This window comes from Serratia sp. CoH_134_PS_4 (assembly GCF_058190535.1).
In genome coordinates this window covers 167037-183359 of sequence record NZ_JBXWKI010000006.1, presented here as the reverse complement: position 1 = coordinate 183359, position 16323 = coordinate 167037, and the positions used below count along the sequence as shown (strand labels likewise).

The 16323-nt window shown below is 54.2% G+C and carries 13 protein-coding genes; 7 read left to right on the top strand and 6 right to left on the bottom strand.

The window, feature by feature from the left end:
- Positions 1-30: 30 nt before the first annotated feature.
- Entirely contained in the window at positions 31-873 is an 843-nt protein-coding gene (locus AC2FCQ_RS11995; protein ID WP_490308264.1) for an enoyl-CoA hydratase/isomerase family protein, read from the bottom strand.
- 126 nt (positions 874-999) lie between these two features.
- Here AC2FCQ_RS11995 and AC2FCQ_RS11990 point away from each other — a divergent pair, with 126 nt between their 5' ends.
- Positions 1000-1374, top strand: a complete 375-nt coding sequence (locus AC2FCQ_RS11990) for a winged helix-turn-helix transcriptional regulator (RefSeq protein WP_490308265.1) — start codon at positions 1000-1002, stop codon at positions 1372-1374.
- A gap of 11 nt (positions 1375-1385) precedes the next feature.
- On the opposite strand, the gene AC2FCQ_RS11985 is transcribed toward AC2FCQ_RS11990, so the two are convergent.
- Positions 1386-1925 carry a GNAT family N-acetyltransferase gene (locus AC2FCQ_RS11985; protein ID WP_209638311.1) on the bottom strand — a complete coding sequence of 180 codons (540 nt, stop codon included), beginning with the start codon at positions 1923-1925 and terminating at the stop codon, positions 1386-1388.
- Positions 1926-2460: 535 nt separating this feature from the next.
- On the opposite strand from AC2FCQ_RS11985, the gene AC2FCQ_RS11980 reads away from it, so the two are divergent.
- The gene (locus AC2FCQ_RS11980; RefSeq protein WP_265556686.1) at positions 2461-3873 is read left to right on the top strand and encodes an HdeD family acid-resistance protein; all 1413 of its coding nucleotides are present in this window, start codon (positions 2461-2463) and stop codon (positions 3871-3873) included.
- A gap of 5 nt (positions 3874-3878) precedes the next feature.
- On the top strand, positions 3879-4652 hold the full coding sequence (locus AC2FCQ_RS11975) for an Lnb N-terminal periplasmic domain-containing protein (RefSeq protein ID WP_265556687.1): 774 nt from the start codon (positions 3879-3881) through the stop codon (positions 4650-4652).
- 162 nt (positions 4653-4814) lie between these two features.
- On the opposite strand, the gene guaA is transcribed toward AC2FCQ_RS11975, so the two are convergent.
- The gene (gene guaA, locus AC2FCQ_RS11970) at positions 4815-6392 is read right to left on the bottom strand and encodes a glutamine-hydrolyzing GMP synthase (RefSeq protein ID WP_209638318.1); all 1578 of its coding nucleotides are present in this window, start codon (positions 6390-6392) and stop codon (positions 4815-4817) included.
- A gap of 176 nt (positions 6393-6568) precedes the next feature.
- On the bottom strand, positions 6569-8032 hold the full coding sequence (gene guaB, locus AC2FCQ_RS11965; protein ID WP_209638321.1) for an IMP dehydrogenase: 1464 nt from the start codon (positions 8030-8032) through the stop codon (positions 6569-6571).
- 170 nt (positions 8033-8202) lie between these two features.
- On the opposite strand from guaB, the gene xseA reads away from it, so the two are divergent.
- Positions 8203-9579 carry an exodeoxyribonuclease VII large subunit gene (gene xseA, locus AC2FCQ_RS11960; RefSeq protein ID WP_490308267.1) on the top strand — a complete coding sequence of 459 codons (1377 nt, stop codon included), beginning with the start codon at positions 8203-8205 and terminating at the stop codon, positions 9577-9579.
- 5 nt (positions 9580-9584) lie between these two features.
- On the opposite strand, the gene AC2FCQ_RS11955 is transcribed toward xseA, so the two are convergent.
- On the bottom strand, positions 9585-11951 hold the full coding sequence (locus tag AC2FCQ_RS11955) for a glycoside hydrolase family 31 protein (RefSeq protein ID WP_490308268.1): 2367 nt from the start codon (positions 11949-11951) through the stop codon (positions 9585-9587).
- 11 nt (positions 11952-11962) lie between these two features.
- Entirely contained in the window at positions 11963-13270 is a 1308-nt protein-coding gene (locus AC2FCQ_RS11950; protein WP_490308269.1) for an MFS transporter, read from the bottom strand.
- A gap of 365 nt (positions 13271-13635) precedes the next feature.
- On the opposite strand from AC2FCQ_RS11950, the gene AC2FCQ_RS11945 reads away from it, so the two are divergent.
- The 3 genes from AC2FCQ_RS11945 to AC2FCQ_RS11935 all read left to right on the top strand — a co-directional run bounded on the left by AC2FCQ_RS11945 (position 13636) and on the right by AC2FCQ_RS11935 (position 16320).
- Complete coding sequence (locus tag AC2FCQ_RS11945; RefSeq protein WP_209638327.1) at positions 13636-14718, top strand: LacI family DNA-binding transcriptional regulator; 1083 nt, start codon at positions 13636-13638, stop codon at positions 14716-14718.
- 235 nt (positions 14719-14953) lie between these two features.
- Positions 14954-15982, top strand: coding sequence for a M4 family metallopeptidase (locus tag AC2FCQ_RS11940; RefSeq protein WP_209638328.1), 1029 nt, complete (start codon positions 14954-14956; stop codon positions 15980-15982).
- Positions 15979-16320, top strand: coding sequence for a protealysin inhibitor emfourin (locus AC2FCQ_RS11935; protein WP_209638330.1), 342 nt, complete (start codon positions 15979-15981; stop codon positions 16318-16320). The genes AC2FCQ_RS11940 and AC2FCQ_RS11935 overlap by 4 nt, the downstream gene beginning before the upstream one ends.
- The last annotated feature ends 3 nt before the right edge of the window (positions 16321-16323 follow it).

The following is a 16323-nucleotide window of genomic DNA, read 5'->3' as shown; positions in this document are numbered from 1 at the left end:
CGAAACGCCCTGTCTGCACGGGTCTGATGTTCAGACCCGTGCAACACCAAGATTACGCAGCAGCTCCTCAAGGTTACGCTCACCGTCCGGCGTTTGAGCCCCCGCTTGTAGCCCACCGCGAATAAGCCTTTCCGCTGCTGGGCGTGCAAACAATCCCGCCCAGGCATCGTGTTCACGATGAAAACCCTCCCGCAAGTCTGGCGCGGGCATCGCCTGCTTGGCCGCTGCGATAACCCCCTCTGGTAAGGCCGCGATATTACGCGCTAGCCGATTGACGAAATCATCGAGCTCGACGGCGGGCAATGCACGATTAACCCAGCCGTAGCGTTCTGCGGTCACTGCATCGATAAGATCGGCACCCAGGATCACTTCAAGCGCGCGGCCGCGCGTCATTCGACTGGCCAGGTACTGCGTCGCACCGCCGCCAGGTGTGATACCCATCAAGGCTTCGCACTGGGCAAGGCCTGCACGCCCTTCAGCGGCAAATGCCATATCGGCCGCCGCAACAAATTCGGCACCGCCGCCACGCGCCAACCCAGCCAGTTTAACGATCGTGACCTGCGGCTGGCTGCGCAACAGCTCCCCGAACGCCTGGAATGGGTTTAGCCCTTCCGGCGCGTTACGCGCCAGCTCGTCGAAGGCATGCGGCTCATCAATTAAAGTCATATCGACATGAGCAATGAAGAACTCTGGATTCGCGCTCTGAAAAACCAGCACTTTCACATCAGGATCATTTCGCACAGAAACCAGAAAGCGACTGATTTCCGACATCAGAGACACATCAAGAACGTTTACCGGAGGATTGTCGATCGTAACCGTCGACACGCCACCGTTATGGGAAATACTCAGTCGGTCAAAATCGGTATCCGCCATGTCAATTTCCTTTATCGTTTGAGAGAAATGAGCACCGCGTTTTGGTGCTCTTCACCACATGGTATACTTTGCATACCTAGGGTCAATTACGCACTTTAACCATCCCAGGGATACTGGAGGATACCGATGAAAGAGACCGATCCTATCTACAGGGCCGATTGCCCAAGCCGAATTATTCTCGATCAGATCGCAGACAAGTGGTCAATGATGGTGCTGGAAGTGTTGCGTGAACCACGGCGTTTCAACGCTATCAAGCGCCGTCTGGACGGCGTCACCCAGCGTGTACTGACCCAGACGCTGCGCAAGTTGGAACGCAACGGTATGGTGACGCGCAAGGTGTTGGATGGGCGGGTGCTCGGCGTCGAATACTCACTGACGCCGCTCGGTGAATCGTTACAAAGGCCGTTCTCGATACTGTTCAATTGGACGCTGGGGAATATAGACGCGATTCAGGACTGCCAGCGCAAGTATGATGAGCAAAGCCAACAGGCTGAAAACTGAGGCCAGCCGCCTCAATTTTCCCCGCGGTGAATAGCCGCGTACATCCAATAATCTCGGCCCTGCCCACGCACGCGACGGTACTGTCTCATTAACCCCTCGCGTTGCATCCCCACTCGCTCCAGGACGGCGATCGATAATAGGTTGCTATCAAGCACGGTAGCCTGCACACGCTGAAGGCCCAATGCCATGTGTGCCCAATCAATAACGGCACGCGCCGCCGCCGTTGCTAAACCCCGGCCACAGTGGCGAGGGTCAAGATCGTAGGCAATTTCAGCGCGACCATGTTCTCGGGTGATGTTGTTCAAACCCACAGTACCGAGCAAACTGTCATTCGCATCCACGATGGCCCAACGAAGGGCATCCTTGCCTTCGGTATAGTCCGAAATGAGCGTATCCAGGCTGGTCGGGCCGACATCGCCCCAGCTCGTATGTTCAGTGACACCAGGCTCACTCAAATAGGCTGACCACGCGTGCGCATCATCCGATCGCAGCGGCCTTAAAAACGCGTGTAGCTCGCCAGGTAATGATATTTGTATTGGCAATACCGTCATGGAACCTCCGTCGAGCTCGTCACTGGTACAGAGATATAAAGTACTGTGGTTTACATGCGCTGTGAACTTACACAAATTCATACCACAAAATATCTATGCATTAGCGTGGATGTGTTTTTTATTTGGAGCCAGTGCAAGCCAGCAACCACATTATCCCCACTCAATTATCAATAGCGTGAAAATGCTCAAGAAAGCAATGCCCTGTCACACCATAATTCAAACCCTTTTCGATGAAGCCATGGCATGCGGGCAACCGAGCCTTACCTGGCTTTCATAATAATAAGCAGGCTCTGTTTTAAGGGCACCTCACCGCATGGAACATCGCTTCGGATTCGATGAGGTGCGGTGTGGAAAATTTATCCAAACGTATCAATACTGAGTATGTACCGGATAGTAACAATGTGATTTTTAGAGAAGAAAAATAGCAATTAAGAAATACGATTTTATTTTTAACACTCGCATAAATATCTGTTCGAACCATGTTCAGATGGGCTTGCGCGTTGAAAAATAACACATGGTTTAGACGGGGAAAACTATGGTTCAGTTGGTAATGATTTTACTTGGCGTTGACTATTTACGTGCTCGCTGGAAAGGATTGTTGATTTCTGGCTGCCTGGGAGTAATCGCCGGACTATGCATTTTCATTGACGCTTTGGATAATGTCATCTTTTTTCCTTTACAGCCATTTGCCTTAATGTTGCTAATTGAAGGGCTGGCAACCTTAGGGGTCGCGCACACCGGGATCGGCGGTCAGCGTACTTTACGCTATGTAAAAGGCGGTGCATTTTCTTTGGCTGCAACATTAGTGCTCATCGGACAATATAATGATCATGGTCATTTTATTTTATCGATGATTTTTGGCACCTTGTTTTTGGCCGATGGATTATTACAGATAACCACGGCTTCTGTGATCCGTTTTAGAAAATGGAAGCTGGTCGTAACGGGCGGTATCATCGAAGTCCTTATCGCCATTTTCTTCTATCAACCTTATCCCTCACATTATGTCGGTGCCATCTCTTATTGTTTGGGATTAGGGCTGATCTTTGGTGGCTGGAATATCATATTACTGGCGATGCGAGTCAAAAAGATGCGAGCAAATCCTGCTTTCCGAGATGACGCCGCAGCAGACAAAGCGAGTAGCGTAGATACCCATCCGCAACTGGTTGAATGGTGGGATGGCCCACCAGCAGATGGTGAACCGGCTCTCACGGTCCATGTTTGGACGCCTGCAGGAACATCAAAGAGTACCGTCGTTCCTCATCCTGTTATTGACCGCTATATTGCTGCTGTTGACAGAAATGGCGTAATTTCAACCGGTCACGCGGCACTGGAATCACCAGAAGGCGTGTATATCAGCCTGTATCCCGCCGAAGATCTTGACCGTTCACCGGATCAATTTAGCCGGTTGCTGCGCGCGACCACCGACAATGATGTGCCCGGCGTTTTTCAACCTGACTATGCCACTGAAGCGAATAAATGGTGCCACTCAACCATAAAAGTGAGGATCAGAAACTACGATGCTCAGAGTTTGCAAATATTCTGGGATGCTTATCAGCGAGATGCGACTTATAACCTCACACATCGAAACTGCTCAAGCAGCGTTTCACGGGGGCTTGAGGCCGCACTTGAAGGCGTGATAGGTAGGATCTGGGGCAAGCGAGGGCATTGGTGGGTCCTTAGTAAAGTCCTCACCACTCCCGAATTGTGGGTGGCAGTACAAATTCGCAAGCGGGCCAAAACAATGGCCTGGACGCCAGGACTCACATTGGATTATGCACGTGCATTAAGCATGCTGGCAGACCCTCGTCGTGCGGGTTGGATAGCCACCATAAAACGCGTGGTGAGAAAAATGTTTGCTTTACGTAAACAATGGCGTGAGGAAAAAATTCATGGAAAGAGTATGCCCATCGACGACCGCCCCGAGCTCTTAAATAACAAAGGTGAATAACACTTATGCCAATTTTACCCGGATTGACATCAGCAACACCAAGCAATGAGCTCGATTGCATTCTCGAGTATGCAAAATTACCTCAGGTTGAGTGGCGTAGCGGCGGTAAGGTATTTCTGCGCAACATCAGAAATTTCAGATACAACGGGACAAAAGATGACTATCTGCCGTCATGGTATGATGATGAATTCACTATAGATGAACTGACGTCAGTTGATGTTATTTCGTCTTATTGGTCCGGCGATAGTATTGCCCATCTTTTTCTCAGTTTTGGTTTTAAAGATGGTCGACATTTGGCTATATCTATCGAAACACGGCGCAGAATCAATCAAATCTATTCCACATGGCGAGGTTTTTTCAAGCACTACACGCTCACTTATGTTCTTGCAGACGAAAGAGATTTGATTGGTGTCAGAACGGACGTGAGAAAAGAGCGGGTTTATCTTTATTCTGTCAAGATCCCTGCAGAAACGGCACAGGCTCTTTTTATAAACTATTTAGGGCGCATCGAGAAACTGAGCCTGAAACCTGAATTTTACAATACCTTTAATAATAACTGTACCACCAATATTTTACATCACGCCGCGTCAGTGTCCCCCAGTATAAAATTTAACTGGAAGGTGTTAGTCAGCGGGTATGCCGACAAATATATTTATGAACTGGGTTTATTGGATAACGACCTGCCCTTTAAAAAATTGAAAGAGAGGAGTTTAATACGGAGGCCTTATGATGCGGTCATTGCGGACGACTATTCAAAATCGATCAGGTTATCAAGCTAAGCGCATGACATCAGGTTCAGGAAATACAATCCACCAGCCATAAAAAGGGATTATTGGTGATGTAAAAGATTGCCAAAAAATGCCAGATGAAAAAAAGCCCGCAGTTACGCGGGCTTAAGTGTATTTTTTATTATTCAGCGCCAGCCTAAGCCAGCGACCGAATTATTCCCACTCAATGGTCGCCGGTGGCTTACCGCTGATGTCGTAAACGACGCGGGAAATACCGTTCACTTCGTTGATGATGCGGTTGGATACACGGCCGAGGAAATCGTACGGCAGGTGCGCCCAATGCGCGGTCATAAAGTCGATGGTTTCTACTGCACGCAGTGAAACAACCCAGTCGTATTTACGGCCATCGCCCATCACGCCAACCGAACGTACCGGCAGGAACACGGTGAATGCCTGGCTGACTTTGTTGTACAGGTCAGCTTTGTGCAGTTCCTCAATGAAGATAGCGTCAGCACGGCGCAGCAGGTCGCAGTACTCTTTCTTCACTTCGCCCAGCACGCGCACGCCCAGACCTGGGCCTGGGAACGGGTGACGGTACAGCATGTCGTACGGCAGGCCCAGTTCCAGACCAATCTTGCGCACTTCGTCTTTGAACAGCTCTTTGAGCGGCTCGACCAGGCCCAGCTTCATCTCTTTAGGCAGGCCACCCACGTTGTGGTGTGACTTGATCACGTGCGCTTTGCCGGTAGCAGACGCGGCAGATTCAATCACGTCAGGGTAGATGGTGCCCTGCGCCAGCCATTTCACGTCAGCTTGCTTGCAGGCTTCTTCGTCAAACAGCTCAACGAATACGCGACCAATGATCTTGCGCTTGGCTTCTGGCTCATCAACGCCAGCCAGTGCACTCAGGAAGCGATCTTCTGCCGCCACGTGAACAATGTTCAGGCCGAAGTGGTCACCAAACATTTCCAGCACCTGGTCTGCTTCATTCAGACGCAGCAAGCCGTTGTCGACGAACACACAGGTCAGGCGCTTGCCAATGGCACGGTGCAACAACATCGCCGTCACGGAAGAGTCAACGCCGCCTGACAGGCCGAGGATCACGTGATCTTCACCCACCTGCTCGCGAATGCGTTCAACCGCATCTTCAATGATGGTTGCCGGGGTCCACAACGCTTCACACTGACAGATATCCAGAACGAAACGCTCCAGCATGCGCTGGCCCTGACGGGTATGAGTCACTTCCGGGTGGAACTGCACGCCGTAGAAGCGTTTTTCTTCGTTGGCCATAATGGCAAACGGGCAGGTATCGGTGCTGGCAACGGTCACGAAGTCAGACGGGATAGCGGTCACTTTGTCGCCGTGGCTCATCCACACGTCCAGCAGCGGTTTGCCTGCTGGGCTCAGCGCGTCTTCGATATCGCGAACCAGCGCGCTGTCGGTGGTGATTTCCACCTGCGCATAGCCGAACTCGCGCTCGTTGGAACCTTCTACCTGGCCACCCAACTGCATTGCCATGGTCTGCATGCCGTAGCATACGCCCAGCACAGGCACGCCTGCGGTGAACACGTATTCTGGTGCGCGTGGGCTGTTGGCTTCGGTGGTGCTTTCCGGTCCGCCGGACAGGATGATGCCGCTTGGATTGAATTCGCGGATTTGCTCTTCGCTAACGTCCCAGGCCCATAGTTCGCAGTAAACGCCGATTTCGCGCACGCGGCGTGCGACCAGTTGAGTGTATTGCGAACCAAAGTCCAGAATCAGGATGCGATGCTTATGGATATTTTTTGTCATGTGAGGCGAATTCCAGCAACAGAGAAAAAGGAAAATCTAAATCGTTAGGACGGTTTCAGTCGGCGAGGCCAAACGGTTGATTGTCGCCCGCAGCACCGCATGCACAGTTGACATAAAGTCAATGAGCAATGCGAGCAGCGGACGGCAAACAAATACGCCGGCCGCAGCCCCTGAAATTAACCCATGCGGTAGTTCGGTGACTCTTTGGTGATGGTCACGTCATGCACGTGGCTTTCCTGAATGCCGGCACCGCTGATGCGCACAAATTCAGCCTTGGTGCGCAGATCGTCGATGGTGGCGCAGCCGGTCAGGCCCATGCAAGAGCGCAGACCGCCCATTTGCTGGTGAACAATGGCTTTCAACATGCCTTTGTATGCCACGCGGCCTTCGATACCTTCCGGCACCAGTTTGTCCGCCGCGTTATCGGTCTGGAAGTAACGGTCAGAAGAGCCTTTGGACATCGCCCCCAGTGAACCCATCCCACGGTAGGATTTGAACGAACGGCCTTGATACAGCTCGATTTCGCCTGGAGATTCTTCGGTACCCGCCAGCATGGAGCCGACCATAACGCAAGAAGCACCCGCCGCGATGGCTTTAGCAATGTCACCGGAGAAACGGATACCGCCGTCGGCGATAACCGGGATACCGGTGCCTTCCAGCGCTTCAACCGCGTCAGCGATAGCGGTGATCTGCGGAACGCCTACGCCGGTTACGATACGGGTGGTACAGATAGAGCCCGGGCCGATACCCACTTTAACTGCGCTAACACCGGCATCCGCCAGCGCTTTAGCGCCGGAAGCGGTCGCGACGTTACCGCCAACGATCTGCAGATCAGGGTATTTTGCACGGGTTTCGCGAATGCGCTGCAATACGCCTTCGGAATGGCCATGGGAGGAGTCAATCAGCAGGACGTCAACACCGGCAGCAACCAGCGCATCAACACGCTCTTCGTTACCGGCACCGGCGCCAACTGCGGCACCTACGCGCAGGCGGCCATGCTCGTCTTTACAGGCGTTTGGCTTACGTTCTGCTTTTTGGAAGTCTTTTACGGTGATCATGCCCAGCAGGTGGAACTGGTCATCCACGACCAACGCTTTCTCAACGCGCTTTTCGTGCATTTTCTGCAGTACAACTTCACGCGCTTCGCCTTCTTTCACCGTAACCAAGCGCTCTTTTGGCGTCATCACGGCGGTAACAGGCTGGTTCAGATCGGTCACAAAGCGAACGTCACGGCCGGTAATGATACCAACCAGTTCGTTTTCTTCGGTCACGACCGGGTAACCGGCAAAGCCGTTACGCGCGGTCAGCTCTTTCACTTCTTTCAGGGTGGTGGCAGGCGTTACGGACTGTGGATCGGTAACCACGCCGCTCTCATGTTTTTTCACGCGGCGGACTTCTTCAGCCTGACGCTCGATGGACATGTTCTTGTGAATGAAGCCCAGACCGCCTTCCTGTGCCAGCGCAATGGCCAGACCGGACTCGGTTACGGTATCCATGGCTGCGGACAGCATAGGGATGTTCAGGCGGATAGTTTTGGTCAATTGGGTGCCGAGCTCAGCGGTATTAGGCAGAACCGTAGAGTGAGCTGGAACCAGGAGAACGTCGTCGAACGTTAGTGCTTCTTTTGCGATACGTAGCATGGGCAATATCTCACCAGAGTGGGCTGTGAAAAAGATAAAATATTGCCGCGGCATTATACAGAGCGTAATCGGTTGCCTCCAGCACTTTCTCACAAAAACTCTTGATTACCTTTTTCAGCCATGTAGTATCGACCAATTAAGTGCTTGTTTTGAAATTTGATCTGGGTCACATGTCGCTACCTGTTTCGCCGTCTATTTTTACCGTAAGCCGCCTAAATCAGACGGTTCGACAGCTGCTGGAAATGGAAATGGGCCAGATTTGGCTCTCCGCCGAGATCTCCAACTTCTCCCAGCCGTCTTCCGGCCACTGGTATTTCACGCTGAAAGACGACCGCGCGCAGGTGCGTTGTGCCATGTTCCGCAACAGCAACCGCCGCACCACTTTCCGTCCGCAAAATGGCCAGCAGGTTCTGGTTCGTGCCAGCATCACGCTGTATGAACCGCGGGGCGACTATCAGCTTATTGCCGAAAGCATGCAGCCTGCCGGCGACGGCCTGCTGCAACAACAGTTCGAACAGTTGAAAGCACGCCTGAGCGCTGAAGGGTTATTCGATCAGCAGTTCAAACAGCCTCTGCCCAGCCCGGCCAAACGCGTCGGGGTGATCACCTCCGCCAGCGGTGCGGCGCTGCACGATGTGCTGCAGGTACTGCAACGTCGAGATCCTTCACTGCCCATCGTTATTTACCCGACGTCAGTGCAGGGTGCAGAAGCGCCCTTGCAGATAGTGCGCGCCATCGAAACGGCCAACCGCCGCGACGAATGTGACGTGTTGATCGTCGGCCGTGGTGGCGGTTCGCTGGAAGATCTGTGGAGTTTCAACGACGAACGTGTGGCACGCGCGATTTTCGCCAGCCGTATTCCGATCGTCAGCGCCGTCGGCCATGAAACCGACGTCACCATTGCCGATTTTGTCGCTGACCTGCGTGCGCCAACCCCTTCTGCCGCCGCCGAACTGGTCAGCCGCAATCAGTTGGAGCTGCTGCGCCAATTGCAGGCCCAGCAGCAGCGTATGGAAATGGCGATGGATTACTATCTGGCGCAGCGCCAGCAGCAGTTCACCCGCATCAACCACCGTTTGCAGCAACAGCATCCGCACCTGCGTCTGGCGCGTCAGCAAACGTTGTTGTTCAAACTGCAACGCCGGTTAGAAGAGGGTATGCAGAACCAACTGCGTCTGTCCTCACGCCGCAGCGAACGCGCGCAACAGCGCCTGGCGCAAATGCAACCGCAGGCACGCATTCACCGCTACCAGCAGCGCGTACAACAGCAGGAGTACCGTTTGCAACAGGCCCTGGATCGCCAGCTCAACGCCTGGCGCCAGCGCTTTGGCGTGGCCTGCAGCCAGCTTGAGGCGGTCAGCCCGCTGGCCACGCTGGCGCGTGGCTACAGCGTAACGCAAACCCCGCGCGGCGAACTACTGAAAACCACCAAGCAGGCGCAGGTGGGGGAATTGCTGAAAACCCGTCTGCAGGATGGCTGGGTGGAAAGTGAGGTGAAAACCGTCATCGTCGCCAAGAAGCCGCGCAAGAAGCGCGCAGCCCAATAACCGCCCTATTCCAACGTAAAACTGTCGCCCGGTACACCGTTGATCCACAGCGCGCGCGTTTCTCCGGCAGGCAAACTGAAGGTCAAAGTGCGCCATGCCGGTTTGAACCGCCCTTCGGTGGTGATGTTCAGCATGATGCGTTGATTGTCACTGAGCATCTCCCAGCGCAGCCACAGCGCGTCGCCCCGCTGCCAGCCATAACTTTCCCCGTCATCTTCAAATAACAGCCCTGAAGTGCTGCCACAGCCTTTTAGTGGATACAGTTTAAGCTCACGTCGATCGTCTGCCTCCACGTCAACATGCGCCAACCGGGATGACAGCGGCAATGCCGCTCCAGCACGGACCAGCAACGGCAAACGTTCCAGCGGGGCTTCCAACACCACCGTCTGGCCGCCAGTGAACCATTGGCCGCTGTAAAAGCAATACCAGCCATCGCCGTTATCCGGCAGATAAACCGGTCGCTGACGCTGCCCCTGCTCCACGACGCTAGCCACCAGCAGATCGCGGCCAATCATAAAGTCATCGGTTTCTTTCAGCGTCTGTTCATCATGCTCATGGTCCAGGAAGGTCGGGCGCAGCATCGGTTCGTCATCCGCGCTGGCCTGCCACAGCAGCGTGTAGAAATACGGCATCAATCGGTAACGCAGGTTGATCGCCTCGCGCACCGCCGGGGTGGCAGCCGGGTACATCCAGGGTTCGTTAACCGTGGCGTCGTCGTTCCAGGAGTGAATGGTGAAACGCGGATGCATCACGCCGTTTTGTACCCAACGCACCAAGAGTTCGGCGTCCGGCTTGTCGCCAGAGAAACCGCCAACGTCGTGCCCCAGGTTATACAGCCCGGACAGGCTCATCCCCAATCCCATGCGTATGTTATAACGCAAGGTCTGCCAACTGGTGCGGTTGTCGCCGCTCCAGGTCTGTACATAGCGCTGCATGCCTGCACAGCCGGAGCGTGAGATCAGGTAGGGGCGCAGCGTGGGGGCAAAGCGCTGCTGAGCCTCCATCGAGGCGCGCATCATCAGCAACGGCATCACCGGCCGAATATGCTTGATGGCAATCGGTCGGCCGAAACCCTGGCAACGTGCTTCCCCGTCCCACACTTCGTATTCGTTATTGTCATTCCAGGTGGCATCGATCCCCATCTCCAGCAACTGCTGCGTCACGCCCTGCTGCCACCAGTGCACCGCCGCCGGGTTAGTGAAGTCGAGGTGTGACCCCTCATCATCCCAAAAGCTGGAGCGCTCCGGCCGATCGCTTTCTGAATCGCGGATAAACAACCCCAGCTCTGCCACCTGCTGATACTGCGGGTGATCCTGCAACAGGCACGGTTTGATGTTAGCTGCCAGTTTTAACCCGGCGTCGTGGAACGCCTGGCTCAGTAGCTTCGGCTGCGGCACCTTGTCGTAGTTCCAGTTGAACACATAGCGCTTGTTGCCGATCGAGGTGTAGCCCGAAGACAGTTGGAACGAGTCGCAGGGAATATCGTGCTGCTTGCACAAGGCGATAAACTGCTGCAACTGCTGCTGGGCGTCCGGCGCATCGGTATAGTGCATGGTGGAACCACTGTAGCCCAGACTCCATTTCGGCCCGAAGTGGCTTTTCCCCGTCAGGCGCACAAATGCCTTAGTCACATCCAACACCCTTGGCCCGAGGAACAGGTAATAATCCAGATCCCCCGCTTCGGCCTGGTAACGACGATAAGCCAGATGGTAGTTGTCTATCTCGTTGCCCAGATCCAGCCAGCAGCTGCTCAGATTGTCGTAAAACAACCCAAAGCTGGCCTCTTCACCACGGGTGATGGTGAACGGAATATGCTTGTACAGCGGATCCGTACTGGCTGCGTTATACCCCATCGCGTCCAGGTTGCGCATTTCAAAACGGCGTCCACTGCGCTCCAGATCTCCGGCCTTTTCACCCAAGCCATAGTAACGCTCGCGGGCATAGCGGCGCTGATAATGAGCTACGCCGTCACCCTGTGGATTAAGCAGGTAAGCGCTGGTGGGGCGATCGGCCGCCAATGGCCGCCATTCTCCGGCGGCGTTGCAATGTTCCCACTCCAGCCACAGCGGCTGATGTACGGTAACGCGTAACATTGGCGTTGCCACGACCAAACGATCGCCTTGCTGCTGCATCTGATAACCCGGCAAGCCGAAACCCGCCACGCTTAACCGATCGCGCCCTTCCCACGGCACATCATTTTCCGGCGCAATGCTCCAGGTACGATCCAGTGCCAGCTCTCCGTTGCGTTTGATCAACACGCGAAACAGGTTGTTTTCCAGCACGTACAGGCAAAATAAGTGGCGCTCGTCGACCAACAACTCAATGCGATCGGTGTACTGACCCGCCAACGTCCAATTCTTTAAGGTTTTCATAGGCATCCAACTTAGCTATTACGTGTTTTTTTGCCGCCGCGTTCGGCGATCAAAGCAATCAGGAACAGGGCGCCTATCAGGTCGAAGAAGCCCATGGCGATAAACAGCGGATTGAAGCCGACAGTATCGGAGACGGCGCCAATCAGTAGCGTGAACAGGAAGCTGGCGATCCAGGCGCTGGAGCCGCGCATGCCGTTGACGGTCGCCATCTGGTTTTTATCGAACGACTCCACCACCAGCGCACTGAGCATGCAGGAGATCACCTGATGGCCGAAACCGCCGATCGAGATCAGGGCGATCGCCACGTAGGGATCTTTAGTGATCGCGACAAACGCCAGCGAAACCATCATAAATGCGCCAGTGACCGAGCTGGCAACCACCGAGTTGACCCGGCTACAGCCGAACCATTTGCGGTACAGCGTCGTGAGATAACCACTGGCAACGCTGCCGATATCCGCCGCCAGAAATGGCAACCAGGCAAACATGGCGATGTGTTTTAAGTCCATGCCGCGTTCAGTGGCCAGGTAGAGCGGCACCCAAAAACTGAACACCGCCCAAGCGGGTTCGGCGAGAAAGGCTGGTATAGCGATACCGTAAAACTTCTTGTTACGGCACAAAATGGCCAGAGACTTGAAGAAGGGTAATCTGGGTAACACGGGCTCGTTATCTTCGCGGATCAGATCCAGCTCCTGCTGGCTCAAATTGGGATGCTGTTGCGGTGAGTGGTAGAACAGCCACCACAACACCACCCAGATCAGCGCCAACGCGCCAGAGAACAGAAAGGCCCCCTGCCAACCAAAAGAAACGTGAGCGATCACGATGATCGGCGGTGCCAACATGGCACCAATAGAAAAACCGACCCCCGCCCAACCGGCGGCAATTGGCCGTTCCTTTTTGGGGAACCAATCAGAAATCGCTTTGGCGTTAGCAGGTGTCGCCGCCGCCTCCGCGCCGCCCATAAAGAACCGCAAGATAGCCAACTGCACCCAGGTACCCGCCCCGGCATGCATCATGCAGACCACTGCCCAGATACTGGCGCAGATTAAAAATCCCATTTTCAGGCCGATCACGTCGATCAACCAACCACAAATGGGTTGAAACACCGTATAGGCCAATTGGAAAGACGCAACGACCCAGGAGTATTGCTCGGTGGTCATATTCAGGCTGGTTTTCAACTCTGGTGCCAGAATACCCAGCGAGTTGCGGGTGATGTAGTTAACCGTTACACCCAGTAAAAATAGCGCCAGCATCCACCAGCGCAGAGATTTAAATTTGCGCCGACCGCTCGCCACGGCCGTCTGATTAATTTCCATACTCATCTGTCTGCTCTCCACAACGGCTGCCCGGTGAAACAGCGCGTTTTTTGGTAGGGTACGTTTTGGTATTGAAGGTATGGATCGGTGAAAACGGCGTTGCACTTCAGAGAGACGGGTGCACCATGATCACAACCACATGATTTATTTTCATTTTATTTATAATTCAGTCGGGTAATTGGACTGATAAATCTATAAAGTTGGCATACCAATTCAGACTATCTAGCAGAGAACGAGAGCGAAACGTAGTTTTTTGCAAAAATTTTCATGCATAGGCTGAAAGATCGCCATAATGGCGAGAGAAACCTGACAGTACGCTGAAAAAACACTGTGAAAATATTTTCACAGCCAAATTTGAAGGAGATCACAGAATGAACGGAAAGCTGAAAATACAGGAAATCGCCCACCAAACGGGGCTATCGATCAGCACCGTTTCACGCGTACTCGCGGGCAAATCCAACACCAGCGCCGAGGCCCGCCAGAAGGTGCTGGCCTGCGCGCAACAAAATGGCATCCTGCAAGGGATTTCCAGCGGGCGACTGATGCTGAACAGCGTCATGGTCTTTGCCCCACAGCGTGCTTTTGACGTTCGTACAGACATCTTTTACTACAAGGTGATCCAGGGGATCACCGCCGCATTGGCGGAACATGAGGTGCGTATCCGCTATTGCGGGCTCGAAGAATTGCACAGCGACGGCGCACTGTTTTTGGAAAAAATGAGCGATCCGCAGACACAAGCCGCGCTGATTATCGGCATCGATGATGAACACATTCATCAATTGGCCGCCGACCTGAACAAACCCTGCGTCTTGATTAACTGCACAGACCGCCAAATGCGGCTCGATAGCGTCTCACCCGACCATCAACTGATTGGGGAATTTTCTGCCAACTATCTGATCCAGCAGGGACACAGCCATATTCTTAACCTGCAATGCCTGCGCCGACACACCATGGAGCTGCGGCTGACAGGCATTAAGCACGCCTTCGCGCGGCATAATATCGCCTTTGATGATGGGCGCCATCTGGTGACAACCTCTGGTTTTGGCAGCGAAGAGGCTGAACAAGCGCTTACCACCTTTATCAACCGGGTCAGCGACCGTTCGCAGCTACCCACGGCCATTCTCGCCGGTGGCGATTACATGGCCGTTGGCGCAGTCAAGGCACTCAACACATTGCAGTTGAGCGTGCCAGGCGATATTTCGGTAATGAGCACCGATGGTTTTAATCTGGCAGAGATTCACGACGTTCCCCTCACCTCGGTACATGTGCCACGCGACGAACTGGGCTATGAGGCCATTCAGCTACTCCAGCGCCGTATGCTGCGGGCCGATGCGCCACCGTGCAACCTGCTGCTGCACGGCAAGCTGGCGGTACGCGCGTCGGTCAAACGCATCAGTGCCCATAAAACCAGCCCGGCGGTGAGCACTCACGATCACCGCCTTTACGATGTCTGAACTACACTTAGTGGCAGAATCTTTATAGATACCCTATAGCTTTCACGCGACAGCCCGGCGATCAGCTCGCTTATCTTCATATTTTAATGTTGGGGCGCTGTATGCTACGCCCACACTCATCAGGGCGAATTTATTCGCCCCCAACAGTAACTGGGGCGACAAATCTGTCGGGAACAGATGTAAACGCAGTCGCTAGAAAGACAACCGGGAATTCTTTTGCCTAAGGAGAGCCACTATGCCAAGCCTGACAGCGCGATCGGTCATCCCCCCCTATATGTTGCGACGCATCATTGAACACGGCAGCCTGCCGCAGCGCGACTGCGCATTGCACACCCTGAACCATGTCCAGAGCCTGCTCGGTAACAAGCCGCTGCGCGCACCCGGTGCGAAAACCTCCCGCGCCGGCGTCGTCATCCGCGATATTTTTGATGCCGAAAACGGCACTCAACTGCCCGGCAAACAGGTGCGTAATGAGGGCCAGGCCAGTAATCATGACGTAGCGGTGGACGAAGCCTATGACTATCTGGGTGTCACCTACGATTTCTTCTGGCAAGCATTCAAGCGCAACTCGTTGGACAATAAGGGACTGCCGCTGACCGGTAGTGTGCATTACGGTAAGGAATACCAGAACGCCTTTTGGAACGGCCAGCAGATGGTCTTCGGCGACGGTGACGGGGAGATCTTTAACCGCTTTACCATCGCCATCGACGTGGTTGGCCACGAACTGGCGCACGGTGTGACTGAAAGCGAAGCCGGGTTGATTTACTTCCAGCAGGCCGGCGCGCTGAATGAGTCTCTGTCTGACGTGTTCGGCTCCCTAGTCAAACAGTTCCATCTGCAGCAAACTGCTGACAAAGCCGACTGGCTGATTGGCGAGGGGCTGTTGGCAAAAGGCATCAACGGTAAAGGCCTGCGTTCAATGTCAGCACCTGGCACCGCGTATGACGATCCACTGCTGGGGAAAGATCCGCAGCCGGCCAGCATGAAAGACTATATCCAGACCAAAGAAGATAACGGCGGCGTCCATCTTAATTCCGGCATTCCCAATCGTGCTTTTTATCTGGCGGCAACCGCCCTGGGGGGTTTTGCCTGGGAGAAAGCCGGTTATATCTGGTATGACACGCTTTGCGATAAGGCACTGCCGCAGGACGCTGACTTCGCCACCTTTGCGCGTACCACGGTGAAACAGGCTAAACAGCGCTTCGACAGCACGGTTGCGGACAAGGTACAGCAGGCTTGGCACCAGGTAGGAGTGGAAGAGTGAAACCTTTACCGGCGCTCAATCAGGACACCGTCATTGAGCTGGCGCGTGAAGGCGGCTTTGCCTTTATTCCCAAACTGGCAGGCCAGCGGCGCATTGCGCTGGCCGACATTACGCCGGAACAACGGCAGCGCCTAAACCAGTTGTTGAACCAGACGCTGCCCTACGCGCAAGAAGAAGGCAAACCGGATTCGCCCGGCTGCGGTGACCAACGCTATTTTCGCGTGCAGATAAACTATTACAGCCAAACGCTGAGCAGCGAAATCGTGTTGTTGATTCCTGAAACCAACGCCCCACAGGCGCTGGTCGATCTGTGGAAGACCGGACAAGTGGATGAGTGAATG

What these genes read in the sequence shown, in the direction of transcription:
- AC2FCQ_RS11995 (WP_490308264.1), bottom strand. Translation starts at nt 873, where the DNA reads ATGGCGGATACCGATTTTGACCGACTGAGTATTTCCCATAACGGTGGC.
- AC2FCQ_RS11990 (WP_490308265.1), top strand. Translation starts at nt 1,000, where the DNA reads ATGAAAGAGACCGATCCTATCTACAGGGCCGATTGCCCAAGCCGAATT.
- AC2FCQ_RS11985 (WP_209638311.1), bottom strand. Translation starts at nt 1,925, where the DNA reads ATGACGGTATTGCCAATACAAATATCATTACCTGGCGAGCTACACGCG.
- AC2FCQ_RS11980 (WP_265556686.1), top strand. Translation starts at nt 2,461, where the DNA reads ATGGTTCAGTTGGTAATGATTTTACTTGGCGTTGACTATTTACGTGCT.
- AC2FCQ_RS11975 (WP_265556687.1), top strand. Translation starts at nt 3,879, where the DNA reads ATGCCAATTTTACCCGGATTGACATCAGCAACACCAAGCAATGAGCTC.
- guaA (WP_209638318.1), bottom strand. Translation starts at nt 6,392, where the DNA reads ATGACAAAAAATATCCATAAGCATCGCATCCTGATTCTGGACTTTGGT.
- guaB (WP_209638321.1), bottom strand. Translation starts at nt 8,032, where the DNA reads ATGCTACGTATCGCAAAAGAAGCACTAACGTTCGACGACGTTCTCCTG.
- xseA (WP_490308267.1), top strand. Translation starts at nt 8,203, where the DNA reads ATGTCGCTACCTGTTTCGCCGTCTATTTTTACCGTAAGCCGCCTAAAT.
- AC2FCQ_RS11955 (WP_490308268.1), bottom strand. Translation starts at nt 11,951, where the DNA reads ATGAAAACCTTAAAGAATTGGACGTTGGCGGGTCAGTACACCGATCGC.
- AC2FCQ_RS11950 (WP_490308269.1), bottom strand. Translation starts at nt 13,270, where the DNA reads ATGAGTATGGAAATTAATCAGACGGCCGTGGCGAGCGGTCGGCGCAAA.
- AC2FCQ_RS11945 (WP_209638327.1), top strand. Translation starts at nt 13,636, where the DNA reads ATGAACGGAAAGCTGAAAATACAGGAAATCGCCCACCAAACGGGGCTA.
- AC2FCQ_RS11940 (WP_209638328.1), top strand. Translation starts at nt 14,954, where the DNA reads ATGCCAAGCCTGACAGCGCGATCGGTCATCCCCCCCTATATGTTGCGA.